This is a genomic window from Micromonospora sp. C31 (assembly GCF_018070575.1).
Classification (GTDB): Bacteria; Actinomycetota; Actinomycetes; order Mycobacteriales; family Micromonosporaceae; genus Micromonospora.
This window is the reverse complement of record NZ_JAGPXN010000001.1, coordinates 1-12,676: the sequence shown is the minus strand read 5'-3', so window position 1 is coordinate 12,676 and position 12,676 is coordinate 1. Positions and strand designations below refer to the sequence as shown.

Here is a 12,676-nt window from a genome sequence, read left to right as displayed (position 1 = left end):
ATCATCGCCGATCGGGACGCCGTCCGGAGGGCGGGCCGCGCGGCCCGCCGGTACGACGGGCCGCGCGGACGGACGCCGGGATCCGCTGCTCGGAGGCCTGGAGGGGCACCGGCGTCCGATGCTCCCGGGTGGGTCAGGGGCCGCAGTAGAGCAGGCGGTTCGGCGTGCCGCTGACCACGCCCGTGACCACGCTGGTCGTCGCCCTGCCGTTCAGGTACGCCGCCACCTGCGCGGGACTCCAGGTGGGGTTGGCCGAGAGCGCGAGCGCGGCGCACCCGGCGACGTGCGCGGCGGCCATGGAGGTGCCGCTGATGGTGGTCACCGCCGTGTCGCTCGTGTGCCAGGTGGACCTGATGTTGGCGCCGGGAGCGAACAGGTCGATGCAGGGGCCGTGGTTGCCGCTCGGCATCCGGGCGTCGGTGCTGGTGGTGCCGGCCACGGTGAGCGCCGCCGCCACCCGCGCGGGCGAGTAGTTGCACGCGCTGCCGTTCGAGCTGCCCGCCGAGACGACGTAGGTCACCCCGGAGGAGATCGAGCGGTTCACCGCGGCGTCCAGTGTCGTGCTGGCGCCGCCGCCGAGCGCCATGAGCGCCACCGCGGGCCGCACCGCGTTCGCGGTGACCCAGTCCACCCCGGCGATCACCTGGGAGATGCTGCCGCTGCCCGAGCAGTTGAGCACCCGTACCGGTCGCAGCCGGACCTCCTTCGCCACCCCGTGCAGGGTGCCGCCGACGGTGCCGGCGAGGTGGGTGCCGTGGCCGTTGCAGTCGTCCGCCGGGCCGCCGTCGACCAGGTCGACGCCGCCGCCGGCCCGGACCCCGAAGTCGCCGTGCGTGCTGCGGATGCCGGTGTCGACGACGTACGCGTGCACGTTGTGCGCGGTGTTCGGGTAGGCGTACCGGCCGTCGAGCGGCAGGCGGCGCTGGTCGATGCGGTCCAGGCCCCACGACGGCGGGTTGGGCTGCACGCCCGGCCCGACGAGGGTCACCACCCGGTCCCGTTCCACGGACGCCACGCTCGGATCGGCGGCGAGCCGGCGGGCCGCCCGCTCCGGCAGGTGCGCCACGAATCCGGTGAGCGCGTGCCCGTAGACGCGGCCGACGGTGGCCCCGTAGCGGTCGGCCAGCCGGTCGGCGGCGTCCGTGACGGCGGCCCGCCGGTCGCCGGCGCGTCCGAGTGCGTCGTCCCTGAGCACCACCACGTATGCGTCGGTCACGGCGTTCGGGGCGTCGGCGTGCAGGATCTCGCCGGTGGCCGGGGCTGCCGCCGCGGGGGTGCCCAGCGCGGCGACGACCGTGGCGACGGCGAGTACGCCCACCGCGCGGGCCCGCCATCGCCGGGTACGGGGAAGTGTCATCTGCCGGTCCTCCTCCTGTCGGCCCCGCGTCGGCTCGTGACCGGACGCGGGGCAGCTGGCCGTTGGAAGGAGGCTATCGGCTATATCGACAGTTCTGAATGGCTGTCGGGTATCGGCTACTCGGCGAAGCGATAGAGCACGAAGCCGTACGGGGACCGGGCCCCGGCGTCCCCGCTCTGCCTGCCGGCGCCGCAGGCGATCACGCTGGTGTTCCACGAGCAGGTGTCGCTGCGGACGTCCTCCAACTGGCCCAGCTCGTCCACCTCGCCCGAGCCCACCGACATGCCGGCGACGCTGCGGTCGTCCTCGATCGAGCTGGGCGGGTCGGCGAGGAGCAGCAGGTTGCCCGCGTCGAGCCGGACCGCCACCCCGCCGCGCTCGGACAGCACGGCGCGACCGTCGGGGTCGAACAGCGTGCCGGCCGACTTCGGAGACGTCCGCCGGGCGAGCAGGTGCTCGCCGAGCGGCACCAGCACGGTCGCCTTCGGCGCCTTCCAGCGGATCCACTTCTCCTCGGTCGCCGCCACGACCTCGGCGGTGTCGTCGGCACCGCCGGCGACCTCCAGCAGGCACGCCCGCCGCTCGCCGCACGGCACCAGCGACTTCGGCCGGCGCCGGTCGTCCTCCGCGGTGTACAGCACCTTCGGCTGGGCATCGCTCGTCAGGTCGTACGCGAGCAGCTGGAAGCCGGCGTCGTCGCGCGCCACGTAGAGCCGGTCCTCGTGCGCCACCACCAGGTCGTCGTGGTCGGCCACCCCGGCGCGGGCGCGGACCACCCGGCCGCTGCCCATGTCGATCAGCCGGACGGACCGGTCCGCGCCCACCTGCACGATCCGGCTGACGTCGCCGCGCCACGCGTCACGCGGGGAGCCGTCGAGGAAGGCCGGGCCGCCCAGCGCCTTGTCGGTGGTGACGAGGTGGACGCTGGTGCGGGTGTTGTCGTACCCGTCGCGCGGGCTGGGCTGCGCCCAGATCTCCCCGCCGTCGCGCAGGCGCAGCCCGACCAGCCGCTTTCCGGTGCGGTCCACCTGCACCGCGACGCCGTCGCCGAAGATGACGTCGTCGTCGCCCAGGATCGGCCGGCGCCACCGCTGGTCGCCCGAGGAGCCGTCGAGCAGCACGAGGTCCCGGGGGGTGTCGTCGCCGATGGCGTCGGCGAAGACCGCGACCGCGCCGGGCAGGGCGACGATCCGCTTCCACCGGTCGGCGGACACCGCCGTCTGCTTCCGCCACTTCACCGCGCCGGTGCCGGCGTCCACCGCCACCACCTCCAGCCGCCCGTCGCCGAGCGGATACCCGAGGTACGCCCGGCCGCCGAGAACCGCGGTGAACATGTTCGCCGGTCGTTCCGTGCCGGCGGGCACCCGGGCGAGCTGGTCGACGGTCCGGAACTCCAGGGCCGGGTAGCGGTCCCGGGTCAGGTACAGCACCGCCGCCGTCGCCACGCCGGCGAGCGCGAGGACGGCGGCGAGCGAGACCCAGAGCGCCCGGCGTCGGGGGAGTGCCGGCGCACTCCCACCGCCGGGCGACGGCGACACCGGCGTCCCGGAGGCGGGTACGCCCGGGAACGCCCCGACGGGACCGCCCGGGGTTACGCCCGGTGCCGCGTAGGGTGCCGGGCTCCCTTGGCCGCCGAGCATGGTCGGCGCCAGCCCGGCGGGCAGGGCCGGGGTGACGCCCTCCGGCCCGGCGACGGCGGTCGGCGTGGGGGCCGGGCCGGCGGGATCGGGTCGTGGTGCTCCGGCCGGTGGCGCCGGCAGGGCGGGTGCGGCCGGTCGCGCCGATGCGCCGGCGGGCGCGGCGAAGGCGTCGGCGGCCCGGGCGCGTCGGGGCAGGGGCAGGTCGGTCAGCGCCCCCTCGGCCACCGGCAGCTCCGGCTGCTCCAGCACGGTCGGGGCGACGCCCAACTCGGCGTGCAGCAGCCGGGCCACCATCGGCATCCGGGTGGCGCCGCCGACCAGGAACAGGCCGGAGAGCTGCTGCGGGTCCAGGCCGGCCGCGCCGATCACCTCCAGGGTCACCGCCACCGCCCGGCCCAGCAGTGGCCCGGCCACCCGCTCCAGGTCGGCCCGGGTGAGCGTGACCGCCGCCTCCACCCCCGGCACCGCCACCGGCGCCGCCGGCACCCGCGACAACATCTCCTTGGCGCCCCGGACGTTCTCCCAGAGCTCGTGCCGCTCCCGCCACTGCGTCGCGGACGCCGGGCGGGTCAGCTGCTCCCACCGGGCGGGGTGCGCCTCGGCGACCAGCTCACCGAGGCGACCCAGCAGGGCGGCGTCCACGTCCAGGCCACCGAGGTCGTCGGCGCCGCCCGCGGTGACGACCGTGAACCCGGAGTCGCCCCACGGGTCGGCGCCCTCGTTGCGCAGCACCGCCACGTCGAGCGTCCCGGCACCGAAGTCGAAGACCGCGATCGTCCCGCCCACCGGCACCGGGCGACGCAGCACCTGGGTGTAGTAGCGGGCCGCGGCCACCGGCTCCCGCAGCAGCCGGGTGCCCGGCGGCGTCGGACCGGCGAGCGTGTGCTCGGCCGCCGACGGCCAGCCGGCCGCCGCCAGGGCGTCGGCCAGCACCTGACGCCGGGTCGCGTCCCAGGTCGCCGGGCAGGTGAGCACCGCCGGAGGCAGGAACCCGACCGCCTCGACGGCAGCCCGGGCCACCGCGTGCAGCGTCGCGGCCAGCAGTTCGGCCGGCGGGTACCGGCGGTCACCCAACACGACGGCGGGCTCGTCGATGCGCCGCTTCGGGTTGGGCTCGTACCGGCCCGGATCGGTGCGGGCCAGCCGCTGGGCGTCCCGGCCGGCGTGCAGCAGCCCGTCCGGGTCGGCGTACACGCCGGAGGGGATGATCGGGTGCCCGTCCACGAGCAGCGGGCGGGTGTGCCCGTCGGGCCGGCGCAGCACGGCGACGGTGTGGGACGTGCCGAGGTCGACGCCGAGGGCGTACCCCTCGTGCTGGCCTGCCATCTGCCGTTACCTCCGCGGGACGAGGGGATGCCCGGCCCCGCATGGTACGCAGCAGCCGCACCAGCGCCGATCGCGCCCTGACGCGCGGCTCAGCCGGTGCGGGCTGGTCAGCCCACGATCAGGTCCAGATCTGGTCGGGTTCCCCTTCGCCGCACGCCCGGTCGTCGCGTACCGGGCAGGCGCTCAGACCTTGTGCACCAGCCGGAAGCGCTGAAGCAGCACCTGGGTGTCGTCGTCGACGGTGAAGCCCGGGTCGCCCAGTTCCGCGCGCACCTCCGCGCTGTGCCAGAACGTCTCGTGCCCGGCCCGCCACTGCGCCACGGACTCGTACCCCTCGCCCTCGTCGAGGGCGTGTCGCAGGTCGACGTCGCCGAGGCGCACCACCCGCACGTCGGTCGTCTCGATCACCGCGACCCGCCGGCCTGCCGAATCGACGACCGCCGATCGCTGTCCGACCTCGGGCAGCGGCTCGTCCGCCCGCTCGTAGCCGAGCACGAGGCTGGACGTCGAGGTCTTCGCGCCGGACAGGATCGCGGCTACCAGGCTGTCCCGCAGCGGCCCCGGAAACGCGAACTCCGCAAGCGGAGGACCATCAAGTTCCACGTCGAGAGGGTACCCCCGGCGCTCCGGTCGTCTCCCGATCGTCGCGGCCACTCTCCGACTCTCGCCGGCGACGGCGGACCGCTTGCCAGTCGGCCCGGCCCTGTGACGACAACGGCCCAGGTGCGGCGAGAACGCCGGTGACCTGGGCCGGAAGCTGTGGAGCAGACGACGGGATCGAATCCGCACCGTCAGGTTGGGAAGCGCCTCTCAGGCGCTACCCATGCATCTGTCGAACGAGGACTCTCGATGCTAACTACCTTTGATGTACGCGATCGTGGGTTTGTCGGAGTTGTACCGAACGAAATGGTCGGTATTGCTGAAGGTGTTGCACCGGTAGCTGTCGCCTTCCTGGTCCGAGAAGTAGTAGTCGTAGTGCTCCTCGTTGGAAAACTCCAGCCGGTAGGCATAGCCGCCGACGTCGTCCCCCGGCATGTCAGCATTGGAGTGCAGCTTGTACCTCGAGATGGCCGTCGTGGCCTTGAAGCTGGACTCGGTGGTTATCCAGTCGTTTCCACCAACGGGCCAGTTGCAGCTGATGCCGAAGTCGCTCTTCCCCATGGGTGCAGCCGATCCGCCCTGGTCCGCGTCGGGTTCGCCGAGGTAGCCCACCTCGTACTTCTTTCCCTTTGCGCTGGTGAACTCCTTCCAGACGATGGCATCCTCGTTGACTTTGACGGCAACCTTCTTCGCCATTTCCCACCTTTTTCGACAGGGGCGGTTGCTGCTCCGCCTCGACATGCCCTGGCGTGCGATCAATGGCCACGATAGGTGAGTGATCGGCAAAGCGGCCTGAGTTTGCTCACTACCGCCTCGGCCTGACGGCGTTTCGGTACGATGTCGCGGTGCCGTACCGCCGATTGTGACCGCTGTCGACCGCTGGAGGGCCGGCTACCTGCACGCGGCTGGCATGGCTGGGCGGTGGCGCGGCTGTCCGGCGTCGTACGGTTGCCGCCGCCGCGGCCCCCGTCCCGAAGGAGCGAGGCTTCCACGGAGTCGAGCGCACGGCACGACGGCAAGACAGCCCAGAACGAGAACCGCCCAGGCTCGGCGACAACGCCGCTGACCTGGGCCGTTACTGCTGGAGCGGGCGACGGGAATCGAACCCGCACCGTCAGTTTGGAAGACTGAAGCTCTGCCATTGAGCTACGCCCGCGTGCGCCCTGCCACCGCAGGGCGCGCCGACAGCGTACCGAATGACCCGCGTGCTCCGCGCGGCCGTGTCCCCCGGCGGGTGGTGCCGGAGCGACGGATGTCCGGTTGGTCCCCCTTCGGCGCGTTGAGGGACGCCCCGGGACTTCCGGCGGGCCGCGACCGCATAGACTGCTCGTCGCCACGGGGTGTGGCGCAGCTTGGTAGCGCACTCGCTTTGGGAGCGAGGGGCCGTGGGTTCAAATCCCGCCACCCCGACTGTCGTCCGCGGCCGGCCGCCGGGGTCGCCCTCCGTGCGGTCCCCGGGCGCTGCCGGTGCGTCCGGCCGGCTCGCCTACACTCGATGGGCTTATCACGCCCAGACTAAAACCGAGATCCGTCAAGGAGTACGCCTGTGAAGAGCACCGTCGAGACTCTGAGCCCGACGCGCGTGCGGCTCGCCATCGAGGTGCCGTTCGTCGAGCTCGAGCCGAGCCTCAGGAAGGCGTACCGGGAGATCGGGCAGCAGGTCCAGGTGCCCGGCTTCCGCAAGGGCAAGATTCCTGCGGCCGTGATCGACCAGCGGGTCGGCCGGGGCACCGTCCTCAACGAGGCGGTGCAGGAGGCCATCCCGCAGAACATCCTGGCCGCCGTCCGCGAGCACGACCTGAAGACGCTCGGCCGCCCCGAGGTCGAGATCACCGAGTTCAACGACGGTGACTCGCTGAACTTCACCGCCGAGGTCGACGTCCGCCCGGAGATCACCCTGCCGGACCCGGCCACCATCGAGGTGACCGTCGACGAGCTCCAGATCGACGACAGTGAGATCGACGAGCAGGTGAAGGGCCTGCGCGAGCGGTTCGCCACCCTGAAGACCGTCGAGCGGGCCGCCCAGGAGGGCGACTACGTCCAGATCGACCTGAACGCGACCGTCGACGGCGAGGACGTGCCGGGCGGCTCCGCCAGCAACATCTCCCACGAGGTCGGCAGCAAGCAGCTCCTTCCGGGCCTGGACGAGGCCGTCGTCGGTCTGGCTGCCGGCGAGAGCACCAGCTTCACCACCCAGCTCGTCGGCGGCGACTTCGCCGGCCGCGACGCCGACGTGGCGGTGACCGTCCGTACGGTCAAGGAGAAGGAGCTGCCGGAGCTCAACGACGAGTTCGCGCAGATGGCGAGCGAGTTCGACACCATCGAGGAGCTGCGCGGCGACCTGCGCGAGCGGGTCACCCGGGGCAAGCGGGTCGAGCAGATCTACGCCGCCCGTGACAAGGCCCTGGAGCAGATGGTGGCCGCCGCCGAGGTGCCGGCGCCGGAGGGCATCGTCCGCGAGGAGGTCGAGAGCCGCAAGCAGGCGATGGTCGACCAGCTCGAGCGGATCGGCGCCTCGCTCGAGGAGTACCTCGCGGCCGAGGAGAAGACCGAGGAGCAGATCGACGCCGAGCTGACCGAGGCGGCGACCGAGGGCGTGAAGGTCCAGCTGCTGCTGGACACCCTCGCCGACGCCGAGGACGTGCAGGTCTCCGACGACGAGTTCGGTCACGAGATCGTGCACCGGGCCCAGCGCGCCGGGATGGCGCCGCAGCAGTACTACGACCAGCTGGTCCGCTCGGGCGCGGCCGGCGCCGTCTTCGGTGACGTGCGGCGGGGCAAGGCCCTGGCCTCGGTCATGGAGCGCATCAAGATCAAGGATTCGGCGGGCAACGAGGTCACCCTCGACGCGCTGCGCGCCGAGAACGAGGCCGAGCACGAGCACTGATCGTCGGGGGAGGCCGCCGTCCGCCGCCTGCGGTGGACGGCGGCCGATTCCCTTTTCGGGTACGCCTCGGCGGTGCTGCGCTGATAGCGAACACTGCCCGGACCGACGCTCTGCCATCCGGCTGAGCGGTTAGTGTCGGGTAGGACGGTACGGAGAGCGAAGGGCTGCCATGACCGACATGCACATCCAAGCGAAGTCGCTCCGGGGGATCGATGCCCGCGGTGGCGACACCATTGGCAACCTCGACGACTCGGTCTACAACCGGTTGCTCAAGGAACGCATCATCTTCCTGGGCAGCGAGGTGACCGACCAGGTCGCCAACCGCATCTGCGCGCAGCTCCTGCTGCTCGCCGCGGAGGACCCGGACCGCGACATCAACCTCTGGATCAACTCGCCGGGCGGTTCGGTCTACTCCGGCATGGCGATCTACGACACCATGCAGTTCATCGACAACGACGTCTCGACCGTGGCGATGGGCATGGCGGCGTCCATGGGTCAGCTGCTGCTCTGCGCCGGCACGAAGGGCAAGCGCTACGCCCTGCCGCACGCGCGGATCATGATGCACCAGCCCTCCGGCGGTCTGGGCGGCACCGCGTCCGACATCGCCATCCAGGCGGAGCAGATGCTCTACACCAAGCGGATGTTCCAGGAGCGGGTCGCGCACCACACCGGCCAGAGCCAGGCGCAGATCGAGGCGGATTCCGACCGCGACCGCTGGTTCACCGCCCAGGAGGCCCTGGACTACGGCTTCATCGACAAGGTGATCATCGGGGCCGCCCAGGTTCCGGATGGCGCCGGGACCCTGAGCTGAGGAGCTGACGATGACCGACCTGAGCCTGCCGCCCCAGTTCGCGGCCGTGCACAACCGCTACGTCCTGCCGTCGTTCGTCGAGCGCACGTCGTACGGGGTGAAGGAGTCCAACCCCTACAACAAGCTCTTCGAGGACCGGATCATCTTCCTCGGCGTCCAGGTCGACGACGCGTCGGCCAACGACGTGATGGCGCAGCTGCTGACGCTCGAGGGCACCGACCCCGACCGCGACATCATCATGTACATCAATTCGCCCGGTGGCTCGTTCACCGCCATGACGGCGATCTACGACACCATGCAGTACGTCCGGCCCGACATTCAGACGGTCTGCCTCGGCCAGGCCGCCAGCGCGGCCGCCGTGCTGCTGGCCGCCGGCACCCCGGGCAAGCGGATGGCGCTGCCGAACTCGCGGATCATCATCCACCAGCCGGCCACCGAGGGCGGCTACGGGCAGGGCTCGGACATCGAGATCCAGGCCCGGGAGATCCTGCGGATGCGGACGCAGCTCGAGGAGATGCTCTCCCGGCACTGCAACCGGCCGATCGAGAAGGTTCGCAAGGACATCGACCGCGACAAGATCATGACGGCCGAGGAGTCCAAGGAGTACGGGCTGGTGGACACCATCCTCACCAGCCGCAAGAAGGGCCTGCTGGCGGCCAACGCCGCCAGCTGAGAAGCTCGGGTCGCGGGCGGCCGGGAGTTGGCTCCCGGCCGACCGCCTGACACACCCGTTTTGGGGGTCGGAGAAACCCCCGCCAGCGGGTAACGTCGGGTCTGTGCGGCTCCACCGGTCCGCCGGCGGGGTGAACGAGCGGGGTGAACGAGGCGGGCGCTTCCACGTCCGCAGGCGAGGGCCGGGGCTCCGGTCGACGAGTGCAGGGAGAACGTAGGTGGCACGGATCGGTGACGGCGGCGACCTACTTAAATGCTCGTTCTGCGGGAAGTCGCAGAAGCAGGTCAAGAAGCTCATCGCGGGCCCAGGGGTCTACATCTGCGACGAGTGCATCGATCTCTGCAACGAGATCATCGAGGAGGAACTGGCCGAGTCCGGCGAGGTGAAGTGGGAAGAGCTTCCCAAGCCGATGGAGATCTGCCAGTTCCTCGACACCTACGTCGTCGGGCAGGACCAGGCCAAGAAGGCGCTCGCCGTCGCGGTCTACAACCACTACAAGCGGATCCAGGCCGAGGCGGCCGGCGCACCGGGCTCCGGCACTGACGCCGTCGAGCTGGCCAAGTCCAACATCCTGCTGCTCGGCCCCACCGGCTGCGGCAAGACCCACCTGGCGCAGACCCTGGCCCGGATGCTGAACGTGCCGTTCGCCATCGCCGACGCCACCGCGCTCACGGAGGCCGGCTACGTCGGCGAGGACGTGGAGAACATCCTCCTCAAGCTGATCCAGGCCGCCGACTACGACATCAAGCGCGCCGAGACCGGCATCATCTACATCGACGAGGTCGACAAGATCGCCCGTAAGTCGGAGAACCCGTCGATCACGCGGGACGTCTCCGGCGAGGGCGTCCAGCAGGCGCTGCTGAAGATGCTGGAAGGCACGGTGGCCAACGTGCCGCCGCAGGGCGGGCGCAAGCACCCCCACCAGGAGTTCATCCAGATCGACACCACCAACGTGCTGTTCATCTGCGGTGGTGCCTTCGCCGGGCTCGACCAGATCATCGAGGCCCGCACCGGTCACGGCGGCACCGGCTTCGGCGCCCGGCTCCGGTCGGTCTCCGAGCGGTCGACCGACGACATCTTCAGCCAGGTCATGCCGGAGGACATGCTGAAGTTCGGGCTGATCCCCGAGTTCATCGGCCGGCTTCCGGTGATCACCAACGTGCGCAGCCTCGACCGCACCGCACTGGTGCGCATCCTCACCGAGCCGCGCAACGCCCTGGTCCGGCAGTACCAGCGCCTCTTCGAGCTCGACGGTGTCGAGTTGGAGTTCGAGCCGCCGGCCCTGGAGGCGATCGCCGACCAGGCGATGCTGCGCGGCACCGGCGCCCGCGGCCTGCGCGCGATCATGGAAGAGGTTCTGCTTTCCGTGATGTACGAGGTGCCGAGCAACCCCGACGCCGCCCGGGTGCTGATCACCCGCGAGGTCGTGCTCGAGAACGTCAACCCGACGATCGTGCCGCGCGAGTTCACCGGCCGGCGCGCCCGGCGGGACCGCGAGGAGAAGTCGGCCTGATCCACCGCCGCCGCGCCCGTCCGCTCAGGTCGGGCGCGGCGTCGTGTCCGCACCCGGCTCGGCCGTCGTCGGCGGCTCCGCGCACCCCGGAAGCCCCACCGACACCTTTCGGCGCTGTCGCCAGGCGCGCTCCGGCCGTACGCTGATCCCATGCGCGTCGCCGTCTGCCAGCTCAACTCCGGGGAAGACCGTAAGGCGAACCTCGCAGCCGCGGAGGCCCTGCTGGAACGCGCGGCGGCAGCCGGCGCGGACCTCGCGCTCCTCCCGGAGTTCGTCGACTACCTCGGGCCCGACGCGAATCTGCCCGAACCGGAGCCGGTCGACGGCGAGGTGGGCCAGTTCTTCGCCGGCATCGCCCGGCGGCTCGGCATCTGGTTGATCGCCGGGTCGATCCACGAGCGCGGGCCGGATCCGGCCCGCACCTGGAACACGTCCCTGGTCTTCGACCGCTCCGGCACGCTCGCCGCCAGCTATCGAAAGATCCACCTGTACGACGTGGAGATCCCCGGCCGGGTCTCCTACCTCGAGTCGGCCACCGTGGCTCCGGGCGACCAGCCGGTGGTCGTCGACGTCGAGGGCCTCCGCGTCGGGCTCTCGATCTGCTACGACCTCCGCTTTCCGGAGTTGTACCGGCAACTCGTCGTCGACGGCGGCGCCCAGCTGCTCGTGGTGCCGGCGGCCTTCATGGTCCACACGGGACGGGATCACTGGGAGGTGCTGCTGCGCGCGCGGGCGATCGAGAACCAGTGCTTCGTCGCCGCGGCGGGGCAGACCGGCGACCACCAGCCGAACCGGACCTGTTACGGGCGCAGCATGGTGGTCGACCCGTGGGGGACGGTGCTCACCCAGGTGCCCGACGGGCCGGGCCTGGCCGTCACCGATCTCGACTTCGACCGGCTGCGGACCATCCGCGCCGAGCTGCCCAGCCTGGCGAACCGTCGCCTCTGACGCTCAGCCCTGCAGCAGTACGCCCACCACGGCGAAGCCGGCGATCGCGGCGGCCGTCACCAGTAGTGCCGTCGTCATCCGCGACCGTCCCCGCCGCGCCAGCCGTGCCACCGAGACCACGACGACGAAGAGCACGAAGGCACCGATGACCACCTGCCAGAACGGCAGCAGCAGTCCCGTCAGCGCATCCTCGGCGAGCACGGTCACCCGGGTACGCGGGAGGTCAGCCATGACAGACACTCTGGCACGCCGGGGCCGCCTCCGGACCCCGCGCGCTCATCACGATCGGGCGACCGCCGGCGGGCGTCGCCCAGCCGGCAGCGACGGACGCCGATTTGCCTTCTGCGGCAGGGCGGCGTAACTTTCTCTCTGCACGCGGAAGGCCGGGCAGCCGGCCGACAACGGCACCAGGCTCGTGGCGGAGACGCCGAGCGAGGCTGGGGATCCGGGCAGTGCGAGAACACTCTGATACGGGGTTGCGATCGCGAGGCTGACCGGGTAGATTCTTGAAGCCGGCAGGAGCCGGGCGGGTCGCCACGGAGTGGTGATCGGCCGGTCTGCCACTTCCCACGACAGCAACGACCGCCGCAACTCGGCGTGCGTAATCGTGGAGCCGGAAAGCTCTTCCTTGATCACCTCGGACACGAGGTTGATGCGGGAAGGTGAGCCGAGTAAGGTAGGGAAGTTGCCCCAAGCGGGTTCCCACGATGTGGGACACCTGAGTGGTGTGTGGTTGTTCTTTGAGAACTCAACAGGGTGCTTGATAAGCCAGTGCCAATTATGATTTATACCCTGGACTGGTCAGGCTTCGGTTTGGCTGGTCTTGGATTCCTTTGGCAACACTTTTTGTTGTCGGGACAGTTTTTCAACAAGTTTTTGTTGGAGAGTTTGATCCTGGCTCAGGACGAACGCTGGCGGCGT

11 protein-coding genes and 2 tRNA genes are annotated in these 12,676 nt (G+C 71.0%); 6 read left to right on the top strand and 7 right to left on the bottom strand.

The window, feature by feature from the left end:
• Nucleotides 1–133: 133 nt before the first annotated feature.
• From KBX06_RS00065 to KBX06_RS00045, 5 genes are all read right to left on the bottom strand, one after another.
• Nucleotides 134–1,357: a S8 family peptidase gene (locus tag KBX06_RS00065; protein ID WP_210832015.1), complete on the bottom strand. Its 1,224-nt coding sequence runs from the start codon at nucleotides 1,355–1,357 to the stop codon at nucleotides 134–136.
• A 116-nt stretch (nucleotides 1,358–1,473) separates the two neighbouring features.
• On the bottom strand, nucleotides 1,474–4,323 hold the full coding sequence (locus KBX06_RS00060) for an Hsp70 family protein (RefSeq protein ID WP_210832013.1): 2,850 nt from the start codon (nucleotides 4,321–4,323) through the stop codon (nucleotides 1,474–1,476).
• A gap of 183 nt (nucleotides 4,324–4,506) precedes the next feature.
• Nucleotides 4,507–4,926, bottom strand: a complete 420-nt coding sequence (locus KBX06_RS00055; protein ID WP_210832012.1) for an ASCH domain-containing protein — start codon at nucleotides 4,924–4,926, stop codon at nucleotides 4,507–4,509.
• A gap of 249 nt (nucleotides 4,927–5,175) precedes the next feature.
• On the bottom strand, nucleotides 5,176–5,619 hold the full coding sequence (locus KBX06_RS00050; protein ID WP_210832011.1) for a hypothetical protein: 444 nt from the start codon (nucleotides 5,617–5,619) through the stop codon (nucleotides 5,176–5,178).
• 386 nt (nucleotides 5,620–6,005) lie between these two features.
• Nucleotides 6,006–6,079 (bottom strand) — tRNA-Gly (locus tag KBX06_RS00045).
• Between the two features lie 180 nt (nucleotides 6,080–6,259).
• Between KBX06_RS00045 and KBX06_RS00040 the strand changes: the two genes are divergently transcribed.
• From KBX06_RS00040 to KBX06_RS00015, 6 genes are all read left to right on the top strand, one after another.
• Nucleotides 6,260–6,333 (top strand) — tRNA-Pro (locus KBX06_RS00040).
• Nucleotides 6,334–6,469: 136 nt separating this feature from the next.
• Nucleotides 6,470–7,810, top strand: coding sequence for a trigger factor (gene tig, locus KBX06_RS00035; RefSeq protein ID WP_210832010.1), 1,341 nt, complete (start codon nucleotides 6,470–6,472; stop codon nucleotides 7,808–7,810).
• A 169-nt stretch (nucleotides 7,811–7,979) separates the two neighbouring features.
• Nucleotides 7,980–8,621, top strand: coding sequence for an ATP-dependent Clp protease proteolytic subunit (locus tag KBX06_RS00030; protein ID WP_210832009.1), 642 nt, complete (start codon nucleotides 7,980–7,982; stop codon nucleotides 8,619–8,621).
• A gap of 10 nt (nucleotides 8,622–8,631) precedes the next feature.
• A complete protein-coding gene (locus KBX06_RS00025) occupies nucleotides 8,632–9,294 on the top strand; it encodes an ATP-dependent Clp protease proteolytic subunit (protein ID WP_210832008.1) in 663 nt (220 codons plus the stop codon).
• Nucleotides 9,295–9,511: 217 nt separating this feature from the next.
• On the top strand, nucleotides 9,512–10,807 hold the full coding sequence (gene clpX, locus KBX06_RS00020) for an ATP-dependent Clp protease ATP-binding subunit ClpX (protein ID WP_210832007.1): 1,296 nt from the start codon (nucleotides 9,512–9,514) through the stop codon (nucleotides 10,805–10,807).
• Nucleotides 10,808–10,957: 150 nt separating this feature from the next.
• Nucleotides 10,958–11,755, top strand: coding sequence for a carbon-nitrogen hydrolase family protein (locus KBX06_RS00015; protein WP_210832005.1), 798 nt, complete (start codon nucleotides 10,958–10,960; stop codon nucleotides 11,753–11,755).
• A gap of 3 nt (nucleotides 11,756–11,758) precedes the next feature.
• Here KBX06_RS00015 and KBX06_RS00010 read toward each other — a convergent pair whose 3' ends face one another.
• Both KBX06_RS00010 and KBX06_RS00005 read right to left on the bottom strand, forming a co-directional pair.
• Nucleotides 11,759–11,986, bottom strand: coding sequence for a hypothetical protein (locus KBX06_RS00010; protein ID WP_210832002.1), 228 nt, complete (start codon nucleotides 11,984–11,986; stop codon nucleotides 11,759–11,761).
• Nucleotides 11,987–12,034: 48 nt separating this feature from the next.
• Entirely contained in the window at nucleotides 12,035–12,400 is a 366-nt protein-coding gene (locus tag KBX06_RS00005; protein ID WP_210832000.1) for a hypothetical protein, read from the bottom strand.
• Between the last annotated feature and the right edge of the window lie 276 nt (nucleotides 12,401–12,676).

Excerpts from the sequence above, each read along its gene's own strand:
- KBX06_RS00060 (WP_210832013.1), bottom strand. The coding sequence starts at position 4,323 with ATGGCAGGCCAGCACGAGGGGTACGCCCTCGGCGTCGACCTCGGCACG.
- KBX06_RS00065 (WP_210832015.1), bottom strand. The coding sequence starts at position 1,357 with ATGACACTTCCCCGTACCCGGCGATGGCGGGCCCGCGCGGTGGGCGTA.
- KBX06_RS00025 (WP_210832008.1), top strand. The coding sequence starts at position 8,632 with ATGACCGACCTGAGCCTGCCGCCCCAGTTCGCGGCCGTGCACAACCGC.
- KBX06_RS00010 (WP_210832002.1), bottom strand. The coding sequence starts at position 11,986 with ATGGCTGACCTCCCGCGTACCCGGGTGACCGTGCTCGCCGAGGATGCG.
- KBX06_RS00050 (WP_210832011.1), bottom strand. The coding sequence starts at position 5,619 with ATGGCGAAGAAGGTTGCCGTCAAAGTCAACGAGGATGCCATCGTCTGG.
- KBX06_RS00015 (WP_210832005.1), top strand. The coding sequence starts at position 10,958 with ATGCGCGTCGCCGTCTGCCAGCTCAACTCCGGGGAAGACCGTAAGGCG.
- KBX06_RS00030 (WP_210832009.1), top strand. The coding sequence starts at position 7,980 with ATGACCGACATGCACATCCAAGCGAAGTCGCTCCGGGGGATCGATGCC.